The organism is Kaistia nematophila, assembly GCF_026343855.1.
Lineage (GTDB): Bacteria > Pseudomonadota > Alphaproteobacteria > Rhizobiales > Kaistiaceae > Kaistia > Kaistia nematophila.
In genome coordinates this window covers 151,440-175,938 of sequence record NZ_JAPKNK010000008.1, presented here as the reverse complement: position 1 = coordinate 175,938, position 24,499 = coordinate 151,440, and the positions used below count along the sequence as shown (strand labels likewise).

Annotated in this window: 20 protein-coding genes; 7 read left to right on the top strand and 13 right to left on the bottom strand. The window is 66.9% G+C overall.

Annotated features, from left to right (window positions below):
• Positions 1-22 precede the first annotated feature (22 nt).
• From OSH07_RS18235 to OSH07_RS18190, 10 genes are all read right to left on the bottom strand, one after another.
• On the bottom strand, positions 23-1,153 hold the full coding sequence (locus OSH07_RS18235) for an efflux RND transporter periplasmic adaptor subunit (protein ID WP_266340111.1): 1,131 nt from the start codon (positions 1,151-1,153) through the stop codon (positions 23-25).
• Positions 1,154-1,340: 187 nt separating this feature from the next.
• Positions 1,341-1,994 carry a flavin reductase family protein gene (locus tag OSH07_RS18230; RefSeq protein WP_266340110.1) on the bottom strand — a complete coding sequence of 218 codons (654 nt, stop codon included), beginning with the start codon at positions 1,992-1,994 and terminating at the stop codon, positions 1,341-1,343.
• Positions 1,991-2,740 carry a GntR family transcriptional regulator gene (locus tag OSH07_RS18225; RefSeq protein WP_266340109.1) on the bottom strand — a complete coding sequence of 250 codons (750 nt, stop codon included), beginning with the start codon at positions 2,738-2,740 and terminating at the stop codon, positions 1,991-1,993. The genes OSH07_RS18230 and OSH07_RS18225 overlap by 4 nt, the downstream gene beginning before the upstream one ends.
• Positions 2,741-2,917: 177 nt before the next feature.
• Complete coding sequence (locus OSH07_RS18220) at positions 2,918-4,402, bottom strand: amidohydrolase family protein (protein ID WP_266340108.1); 1,485 nt, start codon at positions 4,400-4,402, stop codon at positions 2,918-2,920.
• Between the two features lie 12 nt (positions 4,403-4,414).
• A complete protein-coding gene (locus tag OSH07_RS18215) occupies positions 4,415-5,428 on the bottom strand; it encodes an ABC transporter ATP-binding protein (protein WP_266340107.1) in 1,014 nt (337 codons plus the stop codon).
• Positions 5,421-6,440 carry an ABC transporter ATP-binding protein gene (locus OSH07_RS18210; protein WP_266340106.1) on the bottom strand — a complete coding sequence of 340 codons (1,020 nt, stop codon included), beginning with the start codon at positions 6,438-6,440 and terminating at the stop codon, positions 5,421-5,423. Before OSH07_RS18210 ends, OSH07_RS18215 begins: the two co-directional genes overlap by 8 nt.
• Positions 6,437-7,630, bottom strand: coding sequence for an amidohydrolase family protein (locus OSH07_RS18205; protein ID WP_266340105.1), 1,194 nt, complete (start codon positions 7,628-7,630; stop codon positions 6,437-6,439). The genes OSH07_RS18210 and OSH07_RS18205 overlap by 4 nt, the downstream gene beginning before the upstream one ends.
• An 8-nt stretch (positions 7,631-7,638) precedes the next feature.
• Positions 7,639-8,586 carry an ABC transporter permease gene (locus tag OSH07_RS18200; RefSeq protein WP_266340104.1) on the bottom strand — a complete coding sequence of 316 codons (948 nt, stop codon included), beginning with the start codon at positions 8,584-8,586 and terminating at the stop codon, positions 7,639-7,641.
• Positions 8,576-9,565, bottom strand: a complete 990-nt coding sequence (locus OSH07_RS18195) for an ABC transporter permease (RefSeq protein WP_266340103.1) — start codon at positions 9,563-9,565, stop codon at positions 8,576-8,578. Before OSH07_RS18195 ends, OSH07_RS18200 begins: the two co-directional genes overlap by 11 nt.
• 89 nt (positions 9,566-9,654) lie before the next feature.
• Positions 9,655-11,232 (bottom strand): ABC transporter substrate-binding protein, encoded by a 1,578-nt coding sequence (locus OSH07_RS18190; protein WP_266340102.1) that lies wholly within the window; start codon positions 11,230-11,232, stop codon positions 9,655-9,657.
• Between the two features lie 346 nt (positions 11,233-11,578).
• Here OSH07_RS18190 and OSH07_RS18185 point away from each other — a divergent pair, with 346 nt between their 5' ends.
• The 5 genes from OSH07_RS18185 to lexA all read left to right on the top strand — a co-directional run bounded on the left by OSH07_RS18185 (position 11,579) and on the right by lexA (position 16,520).
• Positions 11,579-12,775 carry an ROK family transcriptional regulator gene (locus OSH07_RS18185; RefSeq protein ID WP_266340101.1) on the top strand — a complete coding sequence of 399 codons (1,197 nt, stop codon included), beginning with the start codon at positions 11,579-11,581 and terminating at the stop codon, positions 12,773-12,775.
• 66 nt (positions 12,776-12,841) lie between these two features.
• Positions 12,842-13,660, top strand: coding sequence for a PIG-L deacetylase family protein (locus tag OSH07_RS18180; RefSeq protein ID WP_266340100.1), 819 nt, complete (start codon positions 12,842-12,844; stop codon positions 13,658-13,660).
• 274 nt (positions 13,661-13,934) lie between these two features.
• Positions 13,935-14,840, top strand: coding sequence for a glycosyltransferase family 2 protein (locus tag OSH07_RS18175; protein ID WP_266340099.1), 906 nt, complete (start codon positions 13,935-13,937; stop codon positions 14,838-14,840).
• Positions 14,827-15,588, top strand: a complete 762-nt coding sequence (locus tag OSH07_RS18170; RefSeq protein WP_266340098.1) for a glycosyltransferase family protein — start codon at positions 14,827-14,829, stop codon at positions 15,586-15,588. The genes OSH07_RS18175 and OSH07_RS18170 overlap by 14 nt, the downstream gene beginning before the upstream one ends.
• Positions 15,589-15,815: 227 nt before the next feature.
• Positions 15,816-16,520, top strand: a complete 705-nt coding sequence (lexA, locus tag OSH07_RS18165) for a transcriptional repressor LexA (RefSeq protein WP_266340097.1) — start codon at positions 15,816-15,818, stop codon at positions 16,518-16,520.
• Here the strand turns inward: lexA and OSH07_RS18160 are convergent.
• Positions 16,514-18,994 carry a ComEC/Rec2 family competence protein gene (locus OSH07_RS18160; protein ID WP_266340096.1) on the bottom strand — a complete coding sequence of 827 codons (2,481 nt, stop codon included), beginning with the start codon at positions 18,992-18,994 and terminating at the stop codon, positions 16,514-16,516. The two genes, lexA and OSH07_RS18160, sit on opposite strands and share 7 nt — an antisense overlap.
• A gap of 159 nt (positions 18,995-19,153) precedes the next feature.
• On the opposite strand from OSH07_RS18160, the gene gltX reads away from it, so the two are divergent.
• On the top strand, positions 19,154-20,575 hold the full coding sequence (gene gltX, locus OSH07_RS18155) for a glutamate--tRNA ligase (RefSeq protein ID WP_266340095.1): 1,422 nt from the start codon (positions 19,154-19,156) through the stop codon (positions 20,573-20,575).
• A gap of 215 nt (positions 20,576-20,790) precedes the next feature.
• Positions 20,791-22,083 carry a citrate synthase gene (gene gltA, locus OSH07_RS18150; protein ID WP_266340094.1) on the top strand — a complete coding sequence of 431 codons (1,293 nt, stop codon included), beginning with the start codon at positions 20,791-20,793 and terminating at the stop codon, positions 22,081-22,083.
• 370 nt (positions 22,084-22,453) lie between these two features.
• Here gltA and lpxB read toward each other — a convergent pair whose 3' ends face one another.
• Positions 22,454-23,629 (bottom strand): lipid-A-disaccharide synthase, encoded by a 1,176-nt coding sequence (gene lpxB, locus OSH07_RS18145; protein WP_266340093.1) that lies wholly within the window; start codon positions 23,627-23,629, stop codon positions 22,454-22,456.
• Complete coding sequence (locus OSH07_RS24475) at positions 23,626-24,495, bottom strand: UDP-2,3-diacylglucosamine diphosphatase LpxI domain-containing protein (protein WP_266340092.1); 870 nt, start codon at positions 24,493-24,495, stop codon at positions 23,626-23,628. The genes lpxB and OSH07_RS24475 overlap by 4 nt, the downstream gene beginning before the upstream one ends.
• Between the last annotated feature and the right edge of the window lie 4 nt (positions 24,496-24,499).

Genomic DNA, 24,499 nt, shown 5'->3' with positions numbered 1-24,499 from the left:
GGCAACCGCCCCGCCCGAGGCATCATTTGTCGACCGGCCTGGGGTTGGCTTCATTGGCGGGCTGCACCGTGTTGTCGACATGCACCGGCGTGCCGTTGCGCAGCTTCAGCTGGCCGGCGGTGACGACGGTCTCGCCCGCCTTGACGCCGTCGAGGATCGCGACCTGATCGCCGCGCGTCGGCCCGGTGGTGACGAAGGCCTGCCGGGCGACGAGCTGCGGCTGGCCGTTGGCATCCTTGCCCTTGTCATCGACGAGATAGGCGATGTCGCCATAGGAATTATAGGCGATCGCCGTCTGCGGCAGCGTCACATAGTGCTGCGGCGCCGCCGTCTCGATGTCGACGGTGGCGAACATGCCCGGCAGCAGCAGGAAGTCCTTGTTCTCGACGGAGGCGCGGATCTGCACCGTCCGCGTCGCGGTATCGACCTGCGCGTTGATCGACGACACCTCGCCCTTGAAGCTGCGGTCGGGGAAGGTGTCGACCTTGGCGGTGACGGGCTGGCCCTTGCGGATCGCGGCCAGCGCCTGCTGCGGCACGTAGAAATCGACATAGATCGGATCGAGCTGCTGCAGCGTGACGATCGGCGTCCCGGCCGGGAGATACTGGCCGAGATCGACCTGGCGGATGCCGAGCCGGCCGGAGAACGGCGCCTTGACCGACTTGTAGTCGACCAGCGCCTGCTGCTGGTCGGCGAGCGACTCGGCGCTCAACAGGTTGGACTTGTCGGTATCGACCTGCTGCTGCGCGATCGCCTGGTTCTTCAGGAGGCGGCTGTCGCGCTCGAAGACGATGCGCTGCAGGTCGGCGGTCGCCTTCAGCGCGTTCAGGTGGGCGATGTCGTCGGAAGCCTCCAGCTCCAGCAGCAGGTCGCCCGCCTTGACGTCGGCCCCGGATTCGAAATGCAGGGCCGAGACGATGCCCGGCACCTCGGCGCTCAGATTGGCGCCGTTGACCGCCCGCACGCTGCCGACCGCCTCGAGGGTGGAGCGCCAGTCCTGTGCCGTCGCGACCGTCGTCGACACCGTCTGCGGCGGATTGGCGAGCGACGCCATCACCTTCTGGATCATCGACGCCTTGAACAGCTGGAAGCCGAAGACGCCGCCGAGGACCACGCCGGTCAGCACCAGCATGATCACCATGCGCTTGATCATCTCGCCACCTTCGCGAAGTCGGCCGGCAAGCGCAGCGCGGCGATTGCCGGTAACCCTTAGCGATATAAGGCGACGCGAGGCCGGGTCGAGTTCACCCCTCGCCTTCCAACGCTCCGCGATGTCGCAGCCGGTGGCGCCTCAGTCGGCAAGGCGGAGCGAAGAAGAACCTTGCATGAGCGGGATCGAGCTATTTTCTGCCGTTCTGCCATTCGGCGACGGATTGGGTCTTGATGTCGAACTGCGCCCGGGTCGAGGCATAGGTGTGCCCGCCCATCCGGCCTATGGCGTCCATCTTGATCTGGTCGACGTGCAGGCTCTCGCGATCGACGGCGTCCTCGCGGACGAAAACGCCGAGCACCTCGCCCAGGATGATCTCGCGTGCGTGCCCGAGCTCCAGCGTCATGTAGCGCTTGCATTCGAGCGCCGCCGGCGCCTCGAGGATGCGCGGGCTGCGGACGTTCAGCCCCGGCACGGTGGTCAGGCCGGCCTCGGCGATTTCGTCGACCTCGGGGCCGAACTTGATCGCACAGATCTCCATCTGCTTGACCAGCGCTTCGTCGACGATGTGGACGGTGAATTCGCCCGTCTCGCGAATGTTTCGCGCCGTGTCCTTGAAGCGCATGTCGTCATAGTTCTCGACGCCGATGGCGACGATGGCGGGATCATGCGTCAGCACGTTGAAGAAGCTGAACGGTCCGGCGTTTCGGCGACCGTCGCGGTCGACGGTGCTGACGAAGGCGATCGGACGAGGGATGACCGTGCCGATCAGCAGCTTGTAGCGCTGGCGCTCGGTCAGCTCGGCAAAGTCGAAATGCAGGTGGCTCTGGGCGCGGGCGTTCATTTGGAACTCGCCGTCTTGCTGGGCTTGGCGGTGGGCTTGGGTGCCTGGCGGGCGGTGACGGCCGCGGCGTAGTGCGACAGCACATCGCCGAGCGCAGCCGGCTTCTCGTCGTCGCCGCCGAGCAGGGCGCGCCGCTCGACGGCGCCGATATGCGTGTTCATGATGGCGACCGCCTCCTCGGCCTTGCCGGCGCTCAGCGCCGCGATCAGCGCCGAATGCTCCTCGATGGCGCAATCGGACGAGTGCGGCCGGCCGAAGACAGCCAGAATCAGCGAACAGCGCGTGATCAACTCGCGCAGATAGCGCTCCAGCAGGGCGTTGCCGCTCAGATGGGCCAGCCGCAGGTGAAACTCGCCTGCCAGATGGATCGAGACGCGCTCGTCCTGACGGGATCGGGCTTCGTCTTCCTGGCGCAACAGGCTCTCGAGTTCGCTGGCGAAAGCCGGTTGCCAGCGCTTCGCCACCAGACGGACGGCCTCCGCCTCCAGCGCGCGCCGCACGCCGAAGACGTCGCGCGCCTCGGCGAGGGTCGGCTGCGCGACCGTGGCTGTGCGCTTCGGATGAGCGTCGACGAGGCCCTCTGCCTCAAGCTTGGCCAGCACGGCGCGGACCAGCGTGCGGCTCATGGCGAACTGCTCGCCGATCACGTCCTCCGGCAGCTTGGTGCCAGGCTTCAGGGCCTGTTCGATGATCGCCTGCCGGAGCGCCTCATGGGCAACTTCGATACGCGGAGACGGGCGCGCCATGGGAAGACCTCTTGTCCTCGGAACATCATTCCACGCGTACAAGATATAGCCTTCTTAGTATACAAAAATCGATCGAAATGCCGCTTGAATAGGCAGTCACCGAGGTATCGGATCCCATCCGCGCCAATCCGGTCGCCGCAGCCCTGCCCAACGCGATCGATCCGTGGCCGGACCGGCTCAGGAATTCGGCGCCTCAACGATCGGGTAGGCAGAGGAAAAGATCTCGCGCACAGGCGGATGGCCGATGGTCCGTTCCGGGTACTTCGCCATCAGGCCCTCGAACTGGGCTTGCGCGCGGGCGCTGTCGGCGGTGAAGTCGACGCCGGGAATGGCGCGGTCTTCCATCACGGCCCGGCCGTCGACGAAAACGCTGCGCACATCGCGGCCACTGCCGGTCAGCATCAACGTCTGGATCGGGTCGATGATCTGGCCGAGATCGGGATTGCCGAGATCGAACACGGTGATGTCGGCCCGGGCGCCGGGAGCGAGGCGACCAAGATCCGGTCGTCCCAGCGCATCGGCGCCGCCCAGCGTCGCCGCGTCGAAATAGTCCTCGGAGCGGAGGTTGGAGATCGTACGGTCGAGTACCCGCGAGATCATCATGCCGACCTGCATGTTGAGGATCATGTCCGGCGGCGCCGTGTCGGTGCCGAGCGCCATGCGCAATCCCATCGCCTTGTGGTTGGCAAAGCTCGCCAGCGCATCGCCATGCCGGGCGGCGACCAGCGGGCAATGGACGACCACCGCGCCGCGCTCCAGCAGGGTTAACAGATCGTTGCCAGGTTCATCCATATTGCGGGACGGACTGACATAGGTGCCGTGCGGCAGCAGCGTGTTTGGCGTCAGGAATCCGAGGCTGTCGAGCCATTCGACCGAGGTCTTGCCGTGCAGGCGGCGGACCGTGTCACGCTCGAACCGACCCTGATTGCAGTGCAGCCGTACCGGCACGCCAAGATCGCGCCCGGCGGCGGCCGTCTGGCGCAGCAGTTCCGCCGTGCAGGTCTCGATGCGGTCGGGGGCGAGCATGGTGCGGATGCGTCCCCCTGCCCTGCCCTCGAAATCGCGGCAGAAGCGGACGGCGTCGGCGAGACCGGCGAGGCCGCGCGGCTCGTCGAAATAAAGGCTGATGGCGCCGTCGTCGTCGACGACGGGATTGCCGGTGCGATAGGCCGGGCCGAGATAGATGCGGAGACCGAGATCCGCGGCGGCGTGGGCCGCGTCCACGAACTCCGCATAGGTCTCGCCCCATTCCCGGTAATAGAGCGAGGCGATCGGCATGGCGGTGGTGATGCCGTTGCGGATCAGGCGCGAGAAGGCGTGGCGCTTCTGGAAGGCGAGCTCGTCCGGGCTGTACATCTCGTATGGCCCGCGATCCATGTAGCTCTGCGGCCAGGTGCGGCCCTTCTGCCAGTCGGGATGGTTGTCATAGGAGAAGACGGTGGTGTCGAGGTCGGAAAGGGCGTCGAGATCGATGAAGCCCGGGCTGATCAGTGCATTGCCGTAGTCGATCCGCCGCGCGACCTCGCCGGGAAAACCATGGCCGACGAAGATCACGACGCCGTTCTCGAAAACGATCTCGCCCCGATGCACGAGCGTGTGGCGGCCGTCGGCGTGGCCGACGATCCATTTGGCCTGGAGCAGCGTACGCGCCCGATGGTCCATTCGACAGTCCTTTCAGTCCGCGGATACGGCGGCGATGCCGGGGGTGGTGGAAAGGCGGGCGGCAGCGAGCGGGAAATGGCAAGCGATGTCGCGACCGTCCTCGTCACGGACCATCGGTGGAGACACCTGCCGGCAGAGGTCCCGCGCATGGGGGCAGCGGGGATGGAAGGTGCAGCCTGACGGCGGATCGATCGGACTGGGCACCTCCCCGGCCAGGGGCTGGCGGGCACGATTGGGCGCCTCGAGGTCTGGAATCGTGTCGATCAGGAGGCGCGTGTAGGGGTGGCGTGGATTGCGGAACAGCATCTCGGTCGGCGCCTGCTCGACGATGCGGCCGAGATACATGACCGCGATCTGATCGGAGGCATGCCGCACGACGGCGAGGTTGTGGCTGATCAGCAGATAGGTGAGACCGAACTCGCGCTGCAGGTCCATCATCAGGTTGAGGATCTGCGCCTGCACGGACACGTCGAGCGCGGAGGTCGGCTCGTCGCAGACGAGGAACTCCGGCTCGGTCGCGAGCGCGCGGGCGATCGAGATGCGCTGACGCTGGCCGCCCGAGAAGGCGTGCGGATATTTCTCGCCATCGCCCTGCGCCAGGCCGACGAGGCCCAGCAGTTCCGACACGCGCGCGTCGACGGCGGCCGCGCCGCGACGCAGACCGAGTTCGCGGATCGGCTCGGCGATGATGTCCTTCACCCGCCAGCGCGGGTTCAGGCAGGCATAGGGATCCTGGAAGATCATCTGCACGCGCATCCGGCCGTCCCGGCCGGCGCCATGGGCGAAGTTCATCTCGCCGCGCGTCGGATGATGAAGCCCGACCGCGAGACGTGCGATCGTCGACTTGCCGCAGCCGCTCTCGCCCACGATGGCGAAGGTGCTGCCGCGAGACACGCTGAAGCTCACGCCGTCCACGGCCTTGAGGATGCGCTTCGGCTTGCGTTCCAGCACGCGCGTCAGCCAGGGGGCCGAGACATCGAACCAGCGGGTGAGGTCCTGGACTTCGAGGGCCGAGGGATCAGGCATAGGAATGGCTCTCTTCCGCGCGCCAGCAGGCAACCTGGCTTTCGCCGAACGACCTGAGTTCCGGCCGTTCATCGCACTTGGCGATCCGCTTCGGGCAGCGCGGGGCGAACGCACAGCCGGACGGCACGGCGCCCGGCCGGGGCATGGAGCCGTCGATCTGCACGAGCCGCTCGCGCCGGCGGTTGAGGCTCGGGATCGAGCCGATCAGGCCGGCCGTATAGACATGCCGGGGCGAGCCCAGCACGTCCTGGATCGGCCCGATCTCGACCAGCCGCCCGGCATACATCACCGCGACGCGGTCTGCGGTATCGGCGATGACGCCCATATCGTGGGTGACGAGCAGGATGGCGGTGCCGTGCTCGCGGCACATCTTCTTCAGCAGCGCGGTGATCTGCGCCTGGATCGAGACGTCGAGCGCCGTCGTCGGCTCATCGGCGATGATCAGCTTCGGATCCGCACAAAGCGCCAGCGCGATCACCACGCGCTGCCGCATGCCGCCGGAAAACTGGTGCGGATAGTGATCGATGCGGACATCCGGCGCGGGGATGCCGACCGCCTTCAGGAGGTCGAGCGCGCGGGCGCGGGCTGCCGCGCGCGACATCGGGAGATGGGTGAGGATGGTTTCGGTCAGCTGGTCGCCGATCCGCATCAGCGGATCAAGCGAAGTCAGCGGGTCCTGGAAGATGGCCGCGATCGTCCGGCCGCGCAGCTTGCGCATCTGGTTGGCCGGCAGGGCGTCGATGCGCTTGCCGTCGAAGGTGATCTCGCCCTCGACGACCTGGCCGGGCGGGTCGATGAGCCCGATGATGGCGTTGCCGGAGAGCGATTTACCAGCGCCGGATTCGCCGACCAGTCCCAGGATCTCGCCCGGCGCCATGTCGAAGCTGACCCGGTCCAGCGCGCGGGCGCGGCCGCGCCGGGTGACGAATTCGACGCTGAGCCCGCGCACCGTGAGCAGCGGGGCCTCGAGCCTTTCGGGCAGGGCGGAGCGAGCGTGCGGCTGGTGCATCATGCCGCCTCGACCAGGGCTTCGCCGTCGCGCGCCACGACCCGGCCGCGCTTCACCACGAGCTTGCGCTGCGGCAGGGTGACGACGGCTTCGGTCAGCGTGCGCCCCTCGACCAGGACGAGATCGGCGAAGTCGCCGACTTTGAGGCCGTAGTCGGGCAGGCCCATGACGGCTGCGCCGCCGAAGGTGCAGACATCGAGCGCCCGCTCCACCTCGGCGTCGCGGCTCAGATTGTTGCGGTCGGCGAGGATCTGCGCGCGCTGCAGCATGTCGGCATTGCCATAGGGGTTCCAGAGGTCGCGCATGCCGTCCGTGCCGGAGCAGAAGGCGATGCCCGCATCGAGGGCGCGGATCAACGGCGGCACGGGGACGCCGGCCGGACCGGTCGACATCAGCATGACGCCTGCTCCGGCGATCTCGTCCAGCAGTCTGCCGACGCGCAGATAGTCGTTCATACCGAGCGAGAAGGCGTGACTGACGGTGACCTTGCCAGCGAGCCCGTGGGCGCGGGTCCGCTCCAGGATCATGCCGAAAGTGAAGAGGCCGAGCTCGCCGGGCTCGTGCAGGTGGATGTCGATCGGCTTGCCATGCCTGACGGCGAGATCGAACACCACGTCGAGATGACCCTTCGGATCGAAATCGATGGCGCAGGGATCGAGCCCGCCAACGATGTCGGCGCCCTGCCTGAGCGCCTCGTCCATCAGTTCCACCGTTCCCTTGCGGATCATCATGCCGGACTGCGGGAAGGCGACGATCTGCAGGTCGATCACGTCGGCATAGCGCTCGCGCGTGGCGGCGACGCCCTCGAGGCCAGCGAGGCCATAGGTGGTGTCGATGTCGACATGGCTGCGGATGGCGGTGGTGCCGCGCGCGATCGACATCACCACCTGCCGCGCCGATTGCAGCGCCGGGTCGAGACCGAGCACGCCCTTCATCTCGCGCTCATTGTCGATCTTGGAACGGATATCCGAGGCGACGACGTTCTCGACCCAGTCCATGCCCAGCAAGGTCTTGTCGAGGTGGGTATGCGCCTCGATCAGCCCGGGCAGCAGCAGCGCGCCGCCGCCGTCCTCGACGAGAGCGCCGTTCGCCGGCAGGTTCGTCCCCATTGCCGCGATGCGGCCCCCGGCGACGGCGATGTCGGTAGCCGCCTTGCCCAGCGGACGGACGTTGCGGATGACGAGATCGGTCATGGTGGTGCCTATTTCAGTTTGGGGTTGAGCGCGTCGCGCAGCCAGTCGCCGAGCAGGTTCACGGCCAGGATGATCAGGGTGAGCTGGAGCGCGGGGAACAGGACGATCCACCAGGTGCCCGAGAAGAAGAACTGGTTGCCGATGCGGATCAGCGTGCCGAGCGAAGGCTGGGCGCTGGGCATGCCAACGCCGAGGAAAGAGAGCGTCGCCTCCGCCAGGATGGCGAGCCCCAGATTGAGCGTCGCGGTGACGAGCGCCGCGGTCAGAACGTTCGGCAGGATGTGGCGCACGATGATACGGCGGCGCGGAACCTTGATGATGCGCGCGGCGAGCACGTATTCCTTGCCGGCCTCGACCATGGTGGCGGCGCGGATCATGCGCGCATAGACGACCCAGCTGGTGAGCGCGAGGGCGACGACGAGGATCAGCGGCGCCGCCGCATCGCGATAGGCGACCGGCAGAAGGCCGCGAAACAGCGCACTGATCAGAATCGCGACCAGGAGCGTCGGGATCGACATGACCGCATCGGCTATGCGCATCAGGAAATTGTCGAGCGCGCCACCGACATAGCCGGCCAGCAGCCCGACGAATACGCCGATCGTCATCGACAGCGCCACGCTCGCAACCCCGATGACGAGCGAGATGCGCGATCCGTAGACGATGGCCGACAGGATATCGCGACCCTGCATGTCGGTGCCGAGCAGATAGGGCATCTGGCCGCCCTCGACCCAGATCGGCGGCAGGTTCGCCTTGTCGAGATAAAGCTGGGTGATGTCGAAGGGGTTCTGCGGCATCAGCCACGCCGCGAGGAGCGAGGTGAAGGCGACGATCGCCAGCAGCGCGGCCGAGAGCATCGCCATCGGGCTGTGGCGGAAGCTCCAGACCAGATCGCTGTCCAGGAAGGTCGCGAGGCGCGCGGCGAGGCGCGACCGGGCCGGCGAGAGTTCAGTGGCCATGACCGCCTCCGCGCACGAGCTGATCGACGCGCGGGTCGACCACGACATAGATCAGATCGACGATCAGATTGATGGTGATGAAGATGAAGCAGACGATCATGAGGTAGGCCGCCATGACCGGGATATCGACGTACTGGACGGACTGCACGAACAGGAAGCCCATGCCCGGCCACTGGAAGACGATCTCGGTGACGAGCGTGAAGGCGATCAGGTCACCGATCAGCATGCCGGTCATGGTCACTACCGGCATCAGGCAGTTCCGCAGCCCGTGCCGGAAGTAGATCGCGCGGGCCTTGAGGCCGCGCGCCTTGGCGAAGCGGATGAAATCGGTGCGCAGCACCTCGAGCATCTCGGCCGTGACCAGCCGCATGATGAAGGAGATCTGGAACAGGGCCAGCGAGATGGCCGGCATGACCAGCGCCGCCCGGCCGCTCGGGGTCAGGAATCCCGTCGTCCAGAAGCCGAGATCGACCACCTTGCCGCGTCCGAAGGCCGGCAGCCACTTGAGTTCGATCGAGAAGACGAGGATCAGCATGATGCCGATGACGAAGGCAGGCACCGAGACGCCGATCATCGAGATCAGGTGGCAGATTCGGGCCATGACCGTGCCGCCGCGGATGGCAGCGAAGACACCGAGCGGCAGGCCGATCAGGAGCGCCATGATCGAGGATACCAGCACCAGCTCGAAGGTGGCGGGGAAGCGCTCGGCGATCACCTCCATGACGGGCATCTGATTGCGGTAGCTCATGCCGAATTCGCCGCGCGCTGCGTTGAAGACGAATTTCGCGAACTGGACCGGGACCGGGTCGTTGAGGCCCAGCCGCTCGGTGAGCATGTCGCGCTCTTCCTGGGTCGCCTGCGGGTTCAGCATGAGCTGGACCGGATCGCCGAGGAACTTGAAAATGGTGAAGGCGAGCAGCGCCACCGCCAGGATGACGAAGATGGCATTGGCCATGCGCTTGATGATGAGCAGCAGCAACGGCGTGTCTCCAGCGGAGCAGAACTTCGACCGCAATCAGGATGGACCGCCGCGCCAGACGCGGCGGTCCCGAGGGGACGCGGCGCAGGCTACTCCGTCATGCGGGTCAGCCAGTGGCGGGGCTTGTTGTCGGAGAGCTGCAGGACGCTCTCGATGTTGGCGCCGGTCGCCCAGGCCATCGGCTGCTGGTGAACCGGAATGAACATCGACAACTCGTTGGCGCGCAACAGTGCCTTGGCCTGCAGGGCGAGGCGTTCGTCGCGATCCACGGTGGCGCCGGCCTTGTCGATCAGCGCGTCGATCTCCGCATCCTTCCAGCCGCCCCAGTTGAACACACCGGCATTGCCCGTCTTGGAGTGAACGACCTGAACAAGGATCGAGTAGCTGTCGATCATCGGCTCATTGGCCCAGCCCAGCGTGCCGACATCGAACTGGCCGGCGTCGAACTTGGCGTCCTGGATGGTGGTCGGGCCGAGATTGAGGTTCGGACGCAGGCCGACACGGGCCCACATCGCGGAGACCGCCTGGCAGATCTGTTCCTCGTTGACGAACTCGGTATTGCGGCAGAGGAACGAGAAAGAGAAGCCGTCGGGATAGCCGGCCTCGGCCAGCAGCTTCTTGGCGAGTTCCGGATCGTAGCTGAGACGCTTGTCGAGCTCGGGCACATAGCCCGGGATGGAGGGCGAGACGAGAGAACCAGTGGTGCGGGAGAGGCCCGCCATCACGACCTTCTGGATCGCATCGGCGTCGATCGCGTGATAGAGCGCCTGACGGACCTTGATGTCCTGCAGCGGGTTTTTGTCCGTCACGTCGGATTCGAACGCCTTGGGCGTCTGGTTCATCACGAAGAAGATCGTGCGCAGCTCGCTGTTCGACAGAACCTTGAGGTCGGGAGACGCTTCAAGGCGGGGTATGTCCTGCAGCGGCGCCTGGTTGGTGAAGTCGATCTCGCCCGAGATCAGCGCCGCGACGCGCGTCGCCGCCGAGGTGATCGGCGTCATGACGATGCGGTCGACATTGTGCTGGCGCTTGTCCCACCAGTCCGGATTGACCTCGAACACGGTCTCGGCGTCGGGCTTGCGCGAGACGAACTTGAACGGACCCGTGCCGTTGGCATGGCTGGTGGCGTAACCCTCGACGCCCTTGGCGACGTCGGTCGGAGCTTCCGCCTTGTTCGTGACCAACCAGCCCTGATCGAAGATGTGGATGTTGGTCAGGTCATTCAGCAGCAGCGGGTAGTTCTCGGTGACGACGATGTCGACCGTGTAGTCGTCGACCTTGCTCGATGAGACATAGGAAGGCAGGTTGCCACGCAGGGGCGAGTTCGGGTCGCTGACGCGCTTCAGCGAGGCGAGCACGTCGTCGGCGGTAAAATCGGCGCCGTCATGGTATTTCACGCCCTTGCGCAGGTGAAAACGCCAGGTCGTCGGATTGACGACTTCCCAGCTCTCGGCCAATGCCGGCTCGATCTGCAGCTTGCTGTCATAGCGCACCAGGCCCTCGTAGACGTGGTTGAGCACCGACAGCGTGAAGGTGTCACCGAACGAATACGGGTCCATCGAGACGATGTCGCGCTGCGGCGCCCATCGCAGGGTTCCCGCCTCGGCAGGGGCGATGAACACGCCCGCCAATAGCGCCGCCAGCGCGGCTGATCTCCAAGCCATCATTTCTGTCTCCTGATCTGGAAGGAAGTCTGCCTGTTTTTTCATTGGCCCCATTCCGGGGCTGAGTTGGTCCGGAGCGTTTCCGCCCGGCCTGTATTTCTTCGATAACGCTAACGTGCACGATCCAACTGTCAATTGGGTACTAAAAATAAAATCTTCGCGTACGATAATTCAAATAAACTGTATACGATATGGCCGCCAGCTTCCGCGCGATGCGCCCATCGCGAGGCCGGGTCTCCAAGGCGCAGCTCGTTTTTGAGGCCGAGGGGCCCATCAGATCTGGTACGCTTGACAGGCCGAGCGAATTACTCGTAACAGACTGTAAAGAAAGTTACCAGACAGTAGTTGGATGGAAATGCAGGCACTCTCCGGCAGCCCACGGTTGCTGCGAAATCTCAACGAACGCGCGGTCCTGAAGCGCCTCCTCTCGGAGGGGCCGCTGACGCGCATGGAGCTGGAAGCCTTCACGGGCCTGTCCAAACCGGCGATGTCGGAGCTTCTGCGACGCCTGGAGGCGGCCGAGCTGATCCGGCGCGACGGCGAGAAGGCCGGCAGCTTCGGGCCGAAGGCGGGGCTCTGGTGCATCGAGCCGGCCTCGGCCTTCGTCGGCGGCATCGACGTCTCCGCGCATGGCATCCACGCAGCCATCGCCGACATCGCCGGGCAGACGATCGCCACGGTGAATCGGCACGGCCAGCCGGGCGAGCGCTACGACGCGCGGGAGCGTCTGGTCGACGTCATCGACGACGTTGCCCGCCAAGCCGGAATTGCTGCGCGCGACATCGATCAGCTGGTCGTCGGCCTGCCCGGCATCGTCGATACCGAGAGCGGCAATCTGCGTCGCGGCCAGCAATTGCCGAACTGGGAAGGCTTTCATATTCCCGAGGCGCTTGAAAGCGTCGTCGGCCACCGCCGCGTGATCATCGAGAACGACGTCAATCTGGTCGCGCTTGAAGAGATGTCGGCCGGCGCGGCCGAGGGCGTGCAGTCCTTCATCCTGTTCTGGATCGGCGACGGCGTCGGCGCCGGCGCCGTCATCGGCGGCAAGCTGCTGCGCGGCTACACCGGCATGGCCGGCGAACTGGGCGGGACGATGGTTCCCGATCGGCTCGCCGCGCCGGGCGAGACCGTACGCATGGCGCTGCTCGAGGACCTTCTAAGCCCGGCCTCCGTCGCGGCGCTCGCTGCCGAGCATGGGCTCGACGGCGAGGATGCCGCCGCCGCCATCGCGCGGGCTGCCGGCGGCGACGGTCATGCGGCCTTCTTTGCGGACCTTTCCTACCGGGTCGCGGCCGGGCTCACCGGCGCGATCGGCATTCTCGATCCCGAGATGGTGGTGCTGGGCGGAGCGATCGGCCACGCGGCTGGCCGTCGGCTTTCGCGCGGCGTGGCCCAGGTCCTGGCGAGACTCCCGATCGCGATGCCGCAGATCGTCCCCTCGGCTGTGGGCTCCAATGCGGTCAGGGCCGGGGCCATCGAGCTGGCGCTCGACCATGCCCGCGAGCGGCTGTTTGCCGGCGGCAGCGCCGCGCGCGGCCAGCCCTGAGAGCCCTCCCCCTCACCCCATCCATGGCGCGACTGCGCCGAAGTCGTCGCAAGGAAAAGCGCCCCCATGACATATCCGCTGAAGGTCATCGTAGTGAAAGCCCATCCCGACGAGGCGGAGCTCTATGCCGGCGGGACCTGCGCGCGACTGGCGGACAAGGGGGCGGCGATCAAGTTCCTGTCGCTGACCAATGGCGACGCCGGCCACTATGAAATGGCGCGCAAGCCCCTGAAGCGGCGCCGTGCGCGCGAAGCCTATGCCGCCGCCCGCCATCTCGGCGTGCTCGACTACGAGATCCTCGACATCCATGACGGCGAGTTGATGGCCGACATCGCGGTGCGGACGGCGATCATTGCCTCGGTGCGTCGCTGGCAGGCGGATCTCGTGATCACGTTTCATGACGAGCAGCCCGGCCATATCGATAATCGCATGGCAGGACGGGCGGTTCGCGACGCCTCGGGCTTCTTCACCAATGGCAATGTCGTGCCGGCCTACCCGCCGCTCGCGGTCGCGCCGGTCTGCCTGAAGATGACGGATTATGGCGCGTTCGCCACCCACCAGCACGAAGTGGTGGTGGACGTGGACGCCAGCATCGAGCGCAAGCTAAGAGCCTGCGCCGAGCACGCCACCCAGTTCTTCGAGTTCGCGCCCTTCGAACGTGATTTTCGCGACAAGGTCCCGGCGAGCGAGGATTGGGCCGTGCGGCGCGAATTCATCCTGACGCACTGGCATGAATTCATGTCGGCCGACGTGATGAGAGAGGAAATCCTGGCCAAGTACGGTCCGGAGCACGGCTCAAGGGTAGCCCATGCCGAGAGCTTCCAGCTCGCCGACTATGGCCGGCACGTCGATGCAGCCGCCGTGCACACGCTCCTCGGCCTTTGAAGTCGACATGGAGCACGAGGGTCCGATGCCCCCCGGCGTCCGCAGCGACGGACGCCGATCAAGCTGGCCTGATCGCCAACGCCGGGTCTAGTTCAGCCCTGCCGCCGGGTTCCGCGCCCGCGCTGCGCGGGTGTGACGTTGGTCACTCCATTCCGGCCGGCCCCGGCTGCTATGCTCGGCCGGTGCCATCCTGGAATGGATATGGACGGCGGGGGCAGTGGCGAGGAAGGGTGGGCGCAGGCGCCAGCTCCCGGGACAATCCGGGGAGATATCCTTGAAGGCGAATGACATCGCGACGATCGTGCTCAGCTACAGGGCGCAGTCGAACGTGATCGGGGCTGTCAGATCGCTGCTGGAACAGGGCGAACCCACGGGGATCGTCGTCGTGAATTCCGGTGGCGGCTCCGTCCGCAACGTGCTGCGCGCCGAAGGCATCGAGGTTCCGTGCCTCGACTATCGGGAGCGCCTGTTCGCCGGTGGCGCCCGCAACCGGGGCATAGCCGAAACCAGCGCGCGCTACGTGGCGTTCCTCGCGGCCGACTGCCGGGCCCGTCCCGGCTGGATCCAGCACCGGCTCGCGGCGCATGGGGCCGGCGCGCGGACGGTGGCCAGCGCCATCGTCAACAGCGCCCCGCAAAGCCGGGTCGCCAGCGCCGCCCATCTCGGCATGTTCATGCGCCGGCTGCCTCGGCTCCCGGCCGAGAAGACGATCCGGTTCGGCGCTTCTTATGAGCGCTCGCTGTTCGACGAGTTCGGCCTGTTCGATGAAACCCTGAGAAGCGGCGAAGACACCGAGTTCCTTGAACGGTTGCCCGCGCCCCTAAGGCCCGTGTGGGATGGGCGCATCCAGACCGAGCATCTGAACGAGACGCGCCTTCTGTCCCTCCTGCGCGACCAGTTCTGCCGCGGCGTCCGCTACGGCAAGGAGCGCCAGCAGGTCTTCGGAGCCCGCCGGATCAAGATCGCGAAAGAAATCCTGCGTCAGCCGTCGCTTGCGCTCGAATTCGCGCGCCAGGGGCTCGAGGCAGACGAACTCGCGACCGTGCTTGAAGCCATGCCGATCCTCAGAGCGGCGCTCCTGGCCAGGGCCACCGGGGCCCTGCTTTCGGGTCTCCTGCCCTCCGACCTCGGCACAGGGCGCGCCACCGATTGCCGGGAATCCCTGCATGATAACCCTTAAGCGACTGACGCAGCCGCCGCGCCATCCCTGGCTCACCCTGCGGCGCCGTCGTCCGCAGGTGTTCGCCGTCTTCAGCTACCGCTTCGACGCGCACCTCGTACCGAACCTGCTCGCCAATATCGAGCCGATCGTCGATGGCTGGGTGGCGTTCGACGATCGCGCCGCCACGGGCGTGTTCAGTTCCGAGGCGGGCCGTCGCCGCATCCTGCTTCAGGAGGCACGAAAGGCCGGCGCGGACTGGATCCTCGCCGTTGACCCGGACGAGCGCTTCGAAGCCGGCGTGCGCTCCCGGATCAGACGACTGATGGCCGAGTCCGGTCGCGTCGCCTGGGGTTTTCGCTTCCGGGAAATGTACACGCCGACGACCTATCGCATCGACGGCATCTGGGGGAAGAAGATCCGCTATTGCCTGTTCACGATGTTCGACCCGGCCGAGCGCACGGACACGGGGCTGCACGACCTCTGGTTTCCCAGGGACGGCGGCTTCCAGACAAGGCATTGCGACCTTGACCTGTATCATCTCAAGATGATTGCCCCCGCACGCCGTCTGGCGCGGCGCGACCTCTATAATTTCCTCGATCCGAACCGCGCCGACCAGCCGATCGGCTATGACTACCTGGCCGAGGAACGGGACGCCGCCTTCGAGACGATCCCGCGCAACCGCCTCTACCACCCCGCCCATGTCGACGATGGCGGCCTATGGATGCAGGATCTCGGCTCGCTCCGGAAACATCCAATCGGCGAATAGGATACGCCTGCGGCCACCTCCCACGCCGGGGTCGACAGCAGACGACGACGCCCCGCCACGCCGTGCCCAACCGCGTGGGCCACCCTAGTCGCGCGTCCCGCGCGAACCCGGCCGCGCATCGCAAGCCATCGCCTTGCAGAACACATGGGGAACAGCTATCCTGTTCGTGTTTTGTACCTTGGCGATTCTGTCGTCATCCCTGGCAAGATTGGCAGCGCGAGAACGAGATGCTCACCCGGAAGCAGTATGAACTCCTCATGTTCATCCAGGAGCGCCTCAAGGAAGCGGGCGTCCCTCCCTCCTTCGACGAAATGAAGGACGCGCTGGACCTGCGCTCCAAATCCGGCATCCACCGCCTCATCAAGGCGCTGGAAGAGCGCGGCTTCATTCGCCGCCTGCCCAACCGGGCCCGCGCGCTGGAGGTCGTCCGCCTGCCGGAGACGATGACGCCGGCGATGGCGCGGCCGAAAAAGCAGGCCTTCTCGCCCAGCGTGATCGAGGGCAGCCTGGGCAAGTCCCGTCCGGTGGAGGACGTGCACGAGGCCGGCGAGCCGGTGATCATCCCGGTCATGGGCCGGATCGCCGCCGGCGTGCCGATCTCGGCCATCCAGACCCAGAGCCATGTGATCGCCGTGCCGCCCGACATGCTGCGCGGCGGCGAGCATTTCGCCCTCGAGGTGCGTGGCGATTCGATGATCGAGGCCGGCATCCTCGACGGCGACACGGTGCTGATCCGCAAGAGCGACAATGCCGATTCCGGCGACATCGTCGTGGCGCTGGTCGACGAGGAGGAAGCGACACTGAAGCGGCTCCGCCGCAAGGGCGCTTCGATCGCGTTGGAGGCCGCCAATCCGGCCTATGAAACCCGCATCTTCGGACCGGACCGCGTCCGTATCCAGGGCAAGCTGGTCGGCCTGTTGCGCACCTACTGATCCGCCGGCTCCGCTTGATAGGCCGGCATCCAGGGACGCCGCACCGGCGGGTAGGCGGCGCGGATCTCGAAAGCGACGGCTGGGCGCGGCGCGGCTGCGGCTGTGGTTTCCGGGGCCTCGGCCGGTGGTTCTGGCGCGAGCACGTCCTCGTCGTCGGCATTTCGCTCGACGATGTCGTAGCGTGACGAGCCGCGTCCCGATGCGAGCCCGACGAACTCATCATCGGCGCCAGGAATTGACGGCTTCTGAGCATCCAGTTTCGAGGAATCTGGCTTCGGCGCATTGGGCACCGTGGCTTGCGGCGCCGGGCCCGGGGATTCCTCCTTCTCCGCGAACGACAGTGCGATCGAGCCTGAGCGCGCCAGCACATGGCGGTCTATGACGGCGGCATGGCGGGCGCAGTTTTCGGGCGCGGCGAGAGGTGTCACCACCAGCGAGGCGCGCCGGCAATCCTCCTCGAAGGCCGATCGGTCGAGCGCCAGCGCCACCTGCCGGCCGTCGGGCAACATTCCCACGCAGCCCGACGCATCGCAGCCGCCCGCCTGAACCACGCCCGCCTCCCTGGCGTCGCGGCCGTCACCGTCCGAACGCAGCCATATCTCGCTGATGAAGCGGTCCGGATCGCCCGCGACGATGCGATAGGCGCCATCCTCGCCACGGATCGCCAGCTGCTTTCCATCCGCGGCGACGAGGATGCCGGGCCGCGCCGGCATCAAGGCGAGTGCGGTGCCGAGCAACATCGGCAGGAGGCCAAATAGCCGCCAGCGCTCGTGCCAGAGCGCCAGCCAGACGAAGCCGGCGACGAAGAGGAGCAGCGCGGCGGCGCCCGGCATGGCCGCGCCGCCGGATTGACCGGACCAGAGGCTGACCGTCGCCGAGACGCCGAGCATGCCGCCGATGCCCCAATCCATCACCCAGAGCGGCAAAGCCTCGAGCCCGAAGGGCATGGCGAGCACGGAGAGCAGCGCGAAGGGCATGACGAGAAAGTCGGTCAGCGGCATCGCGGCGACATTGGCGAGGATCGACAGCGGCGCCATGCGCTGGAAGTGATAGAGCGCGAAGGGCGTGGTGCCGAGGCCGCCGAGCAGCGACGTCACCGCCATGCCGCCGACGAACAGGGCGAATCGCCGGGGGACGGCCGCCGCCCCGCTGCGGTTCCCAACGAGGCCGGGTTCGGCGCGGCGCCTGCGACGGTCGGCCAGGATCTCGAAGCCGGCGACGAGCGCCACCGTGGCGGCGAACGACATCTGGAAGCTGGCGGAAAGGATGCTCTCCGGCGTGATCGCGAGCACCAGCAGTCCGGCGAGCGCGACATTGCGCATCGAGATCGCGCGCCGGTCGAGCAGGACGGCGAGGAAGACGATCGAGGTCATGATGAAGGAGCGCTGCGCGGCGACGTCGAGGCCGGAAATCAGCAGGTAGAAGCCGCTGACCAGCAGCGCCGCGATCGCCGCCCACTTCTTGATGGGCCGCCGGAGCGCCAGCGACGGGATCAGCGCCAGCCCGGCCCTCACGCTCCAGAACACGACGCCGGTCACCAGCACCATGTGCAGGCCGGAGACCGAGAGCACATGCGCGAGGCCGGAGAGGCGAAGGTCGTCCTCGGTCTTCTCGGCCAGCCCGCCGGCGTCGCCGATGATGAGCGCCGAGGCGATGTAGCGGCTCTCGCCGTCGAGGCCGGCGACGATGCGGGCGCGGATCGCCTCGCGGACGGCCTCCAGCGGCTGGCGCAGGCGGATCGACAGCGGCGCTGGGCCGATGTCGGCCGGCCTGGCCGCGCCATAGGCGAAGCCCGTCGCGCCGATGCCGCGGAAATAGGAATCGCGGGCGAAATCATAGCCGCCCGGCAGCACTGGCCCCGAAGCCGGCCGAAGCCGCGCCAGAACGGAGACGCCGTCGCCGACATTGGGCGCCGTCTTGCCGCGCACGGTGACGGTGACCCGCTGCGGCACGGTCGTGACGCGCCTTGCGTCCAGGCTCGCGACCCGCAGCGTCAATCGGTATCCGCCACGCCGCGCCTTGCGGTCCTCGACCCAGCCCGTGACCGTCCCCGTCACCTGCCGCTCGAGCACCCGCGTCGCCAGATTGTCGGTGCGGAGCTTCATCGCGGCCGTGCCGCTCGCGGCCATCGCCAGCACGATGAGCAGGCGGACCGCGCCGGCGCTCTGCCGCCGCCAGACCGCGAGGGCCCAGAGCAGGACGGCGAGGCCCGCCAGCGCGGCGAAGGACGGCTCGGACGGCAGCGCGAAATAGATGAGGGCGCCGATGCCGAAGAGGACGGGCAGCCAGGGAAAGCCGCGCCCCGCCTCGATCTCGCGCTCCAGCCAAGCGCCGGCGCCGAGCTGCAGGCGGTCCAGCGCGGCAGCGGCGCGGGTGGCCGGCGAGGCGCCGCCCGGCACGAGCAGTCGGCGGGCGCGCAACGCGTCCGGCGGATCGCGCACCCCCTCCTTCTCGCGCGGATCGAGCTCAGTCATGCCCCCGCCTTTTCGCAGCTGGGCAAAGCGGGCCGGGCGTTTCCAAACCCGTTTGGCCCCTGCGCGACCCTATGCTACATGACCTGCCGCAGATCGCCGAGTGGCGAGACTCCATGCCCCTTGGCTTCCTTGCGGCTCCCCGCACATCGAGATCAGTCCATGTCCAAACCGGTCGTCACCCGCTTCGCCCCCTCGCCTACCGGATTCCTGCACATCGGCGGTGGCCGCACCGCCCTGTTCAACTGGCTCTATGCGAAGCATACGGGCGGCAAAATGCTGCTGCGGATCGAGGACACGGACCGCGAACGCTCGACCGAGGCCGCCATCGACGCCATCCTCGACGGCCTGAAGTGGCTCGGCCTCGACTGGGACGGCGAGACCGTGTTCCAGTTCGCCCGCGCGCCGCGTCATCGCGAGGTGGTCGAGGAGCTGCTCGCCGCCGGCAAGGCCTATCGCTGCTACTGCACGCCGGCCGAGCTCGACGCGATGCGCGAGAAGGCGCGGGCCGAGGGCCGCGCGCCGCGCTATGACGGCACCTGGCGCGACCGCGACCCGTCCGAGGCGCCGGCCGGCGTCAAGCCCGCCATCCGCATCAAGGCGCCGCTCGAGGGCGAGACGGTGATCGAGGACCTCGTACAGGGTCGCGTCGCGATCCCGAACAAGGATCTCGACGATCTCGTGCTGCTGCGTTCGGACGGCAACCCGACCTACATGCTCTCCGTCGTCGTCGACGACCACGACATGGGCGTCACCCACGTCATTCGCGGCGACGACCACCTGACCAATGCCGCGCGCCAGATGATCATCTACCAGGGCATGGGCTGGGACGTGCCGGTGATGTCGCACATCCCGCTCATCCATGGCGCCGACGGCGCCAAGCTGTCGAAGCGCCACGGCGCGCTCGGCGTCGACGCCTACCGCGCCATGGGCTACCTGCCCGAGGCGATGCGCAACTACCTGGTCCGACTCGGCTGGGCGCATGGCGACGACGAGATCATGTCGCTCGAGCAGATGGTCGAGTGGTTCGATATCGTCGATGTCGGCCGTTCGGCCTCGCGCTTCGACTTCGCCAAGCTGGAGAACCTCAACGGTCACTACATGCGGGCGACCGACGACGAGACGTTGATGAAGATCTTCCTCGACACGCTGCCCTACCTGCCCGGCGGCGAGGCGATGGAGGTGCAGCTGACTCCGGAGAAGCTGGAACAGCTCCGTCTCGCCCTGCCCGGCCTGAAGGATCGCGCCAAGACGCTGGTCGAGCTCAAGGACGGCGCCAACTTCCTGATGGTGCAGCGTCCGCTTGCACTGGACGAGAAGGCGACGACCATCCTCGACGGCAATGCCCGAGCGCTCCTGAAGGATGTGCACGAGGTGCTGGTCGGCGTGAACGACTGGACGGTCGATGCGACGGAAGAGGCGGTCAAGGCGTTCGCCGAGTCGCGCGAGCTGAAGCTCGGCAAGATCGCGCAGCCGCTCCGCGCGGCGCTGACGGGACGCGCGACATCGCCCGGCATCTTCGACGTGCTGATCGTTCTCGGCCGCGAGGAAAGCCTCGGCCGCATCGCCGACCAGATCAGCTGAAAAACCTGTTGCGCGGGCGGGTCCGATCCGGGCCCGCCCGCCCTTCTCTTTGATATCAAAGCCTTATTATAGGCCAGTTTCGGACCGCTTGCCGCGCTGCAATAAATCGGATACCCATCGGTCCGTAAAATTCTCGGCAGCGCTGCCAAATCCACATCCTGACAGGCGCGCGAGCAACCGCCCGAACAGAACAATTATTCAAGGGGGTAGGTTTCATGAGCGAAACCAAAGCGACACTCACAGTCGGTGGCGAGTCCTGGGACTTCGACGTCAAGCAAGGCACCCTCGGACCCGACGTCATCGACATCGGATCGCTCTATTCCAAGACCGGACGCTTTACCTACGACCCCGGATTTACGTCCACCGGCGCCTGCGACAGCAAGATCACCTTCATCGACGGCGACAAGGGCGTGCTGCTCTATCGCGGTTACCCGATCGAGCAGCTGGCCGAAAACGGCGACTTCCTCGAAACCTGCTACCTGCTGCTCTACGGCGACCTGCCGACCGCCGCGCAGAAGGCCGATTTCGATCAGCGCGTCACCTATCACACGATGGTGCACGAGCAGATGTCGCGCTTCTTCACCGGCTTCCGCCGCGACGCGCATCCGATGTCCGTCATGGTCGGCGTGGTCGGCGCGCTTTCGGCCTTCTACCACGACTCGACCGATATCTCGGACCCGCATCAGCGCATGGTGGCCTCGCTCCGCCTGATCGCGAAGATGCCGACGATCGCGGCCATGGCCTACAAGTACCATGTCGGCCAGCCCTTCGTTTACCCGCTGAACTCGCTCGACTACGCGTCGAACTTCCTGCGCATGTGCTTCGCCGTGCCGGCGGAAGAGTACAAGGTGAACCCGATCCTTGCCCGCGCGATGGACCGGATCTTCATCCTGCACGCCGACCATGAGCAGAACGCCTCGACCTCGACGGTCCGCCTCGCCGGCTCGTCGGGCGCCAACCCGTTCGCCTGCATCGCGGCCGGCATCGCCTGCCTCTGGGGTCCCGCCCATGGCGGCGCCAATGAAGCGGCGCTCAACATGCTGCAGGAAATCGGCACGGTCGATCGCATCCCCGAGTTCATCGCCCGCGCCAAGGACAAGAACGATCCGTTCCGCCTGATGGGTTTCGGTCATCGCGTCTACAAGAACTATGATCCGCGCGCGAAGATCATGCAGAAGACCTGCCATGAGGTTCTCGGCGAGCTCGGCATCACCGACGACCCGATCCTCGAGGTCGCGCTGGAGCTGGAGCGCATCGCTCTGCACGACGAGTACTTCGTCTCGAAGAAGCTCTACCCGAACATCGACTTCTACTCCGGCATCACGCTGAAGGCGCTCGGCTTCCCGACGACCATGTTCACCGTGCTGTTCGCGCTCGCCCGCACCGTCGGCTGGATCGCGCAGTGGAAGGAAATGGTCGAGGATCCGAGCCAGCGCATCGGCCGCCCGCGCCAGCTCTACACGGGCGCAGCGCAGCGCGACTACGTTCCGGTCTCGAAGCGCCACTAAGGCGGTTCGATTTGAATGCAAAAGGGCGCCTCCGGGCGCCCTTTTTTTTGTTGCCAGCCCTTGAAGAAGGCCCTCACCCCACCCCTGTCCCGCGCGCGGGAGAGGGAGCGCGGCCCGTACAATCACCGTCTCACCCCGCCCTCGCCGTCATCTTGACCCGGGATCCATTCAGCCGAGGTGCGCGACGGCGCGGAACTTGCGCGTCATCACTCGCAGACATCGGCGAACCCGACCCAGCTCGCCGATGATACGGCTGTATGGATCCCGGATCTTCGCTTCGCTACGTCCGGGATGACGACGGAGAGAATGAAGGGTCCGCGGCAGCATTGGCGAGAGTGCGGGTATGAACCGCGCCCACATGCGCCTGCCCTTAGCCCCGTGCGGCCAGCACGCCGAGCACCGACTCCGCCGCGCGATCGGAGGGCGGCACGCCGCCGGTGCTCATCAGCGCGTCCAGCCGGGCGAATCCGTCGAGCTGCGCCTGGCGCGACGGGCCGTCGGGTATCAGCGGCGCAAGCGCCTCGACCAGCTTTGCCGGCGTACAATCATGCTGGATCAATTCCGGCACGACCGGACCGTCGAGGATGATGTTCGGCAGAGTTGCGAAGCGGCCGATGATGAGATGCTTCGCCACCTTTGCCTCCCAGCCGGGAACGCGATAGGCAGCGGCGAACGGCACGCCGGCCAGCGCCAGCTCCAGCGTCACCGTACCGGAGGCCGCAAGCGCCACGCGCGCGGTTCGGAAGGCCGCGAGCTTCGCTTCTTCGCCGGCTACGATGTGAGGCCGCACCGGCCAGTCCTGGGTCGCCTCGGCGACCATGTCGACCAGGCGCGGCAGGGTCGGCAGCACCAGCCTGAAATCCTGGCCGCGCGCCCTGAGCAGGCCGAGCGCCTCGCCGAAAGGCCCGCCAAGACGCTTCAGTTCCATGCGCCGGCTTCCAGGCAGCACCAGCACGATCGGCGGCTCGCCATTGCGCAGCGCCAGATCGGCGGCGCTCGGCTGCAGGCTCGGGATCTCGCTCAGGAGCGGATGGCCGACATAGCTCGTTTCCGGTCCGCCGAGCCGTCGCATCACCTCCGGCTCGAAAGGCAGCAGCGCCAGCACATGATCGATCGTGCCGTACATCTTGCGTGCCCGGCCGGGTCGCCAGGCCCACACGGTCGGAGCGACATATTTGACGATGGGCAGATGCGGCAGCCGCCGGCGTACCTGCCCCGCGACACGGCGATTGAAATCCTGCGCGTCGACAAGCACGAGGATTTCGGGCGGATTGGCGACGATCGCCTCGACCGTCTGGCGCATCCGCCTCAGGATCGTCGGCAGCTTGCCGATCACGGCGCTGAAGCCCATCGCCGTCAGGTCGTCCATCGGATAGAGCCCGCGCAGGCCCGCGGCCGCCATGCGATGGCCGCCGACGCCGCGATAGGAGACGCCGCCCGCCCATTTCTCCGCCAGCGACCGCATCAGGCCCGCTGCGAGGATGTCGCCCGATTCCTCACCCGCGATGATGAAAACGTCGAGCGGCTTGACCGCCGGCAGCGTCATGGATCGAGCCCGATGATGAACAGGCCCCTTGCGTCGGCTATGCGCACGATGGCCTCGATCTCCGCGGCGATGACGCCGCCCGCCTCGACCGCCACGCCGGCAAGACCGGCATCGGCGGCAAGCTCGATTGTCCGCGGACCGATCGACGGCAGGTCGAGCCGGCGATTCTGTTCGGGCTTCGGCGCCTTGACGAGGACGCCCGACTTGCCGTGCAGCTTGATCCGGCCGTTGGCGCGCAGTTCGCGGCACCGCGCCAGCATCAGGTCGGTACCCTCAGCCGCCTCGACGGCGAGCACGCGGCGAGCGCCAACCACGACCCCCTGCCCGATATCATAGGAACCGAGCGCGCGAACGACGTCACGGCCGAAATGCGCGGCGGCGAGATCTTCGGCGCTCGGCTCGAACGCGCCGAGCACGCCGGCCGGAACCAGGATCTCGGGCGCGATCTCATGCGCTCCAACCAGCTCGAAGCCGTTTTCCTCGAAAATGCGCCCGACGGCGGAAAGGAGATGGTCGTCGCCGCCACGAAACATGCCGAGCACGCGCGGCAGCAGTTTCAGCGAGCCCCAGTCGACGCGAAGCTTGCGGATGCTCGGACGCAGCACCGTGCCGACGAAGACGACCTGGCGGCAGCCATGGCTGCGCAGCGCCGACGACAGCTTGCCGAAGGCGCCGATGTGAATCCACTCATGCGGATAGCGCTCGACCTCGGCGTCGGCGAAGCCATGGATCGGCAGCAGGAAGACCTTGCGCCCGGATTTGAGCGCGGCCTCGGCGACGACAAAGGGAAAGGCGCCGCCGCCGCAGATGATGCCGAGCGTGCCCGGATCGGACGCGCTCGGCACGGATCGGGCCGCATCGGTCACGGCC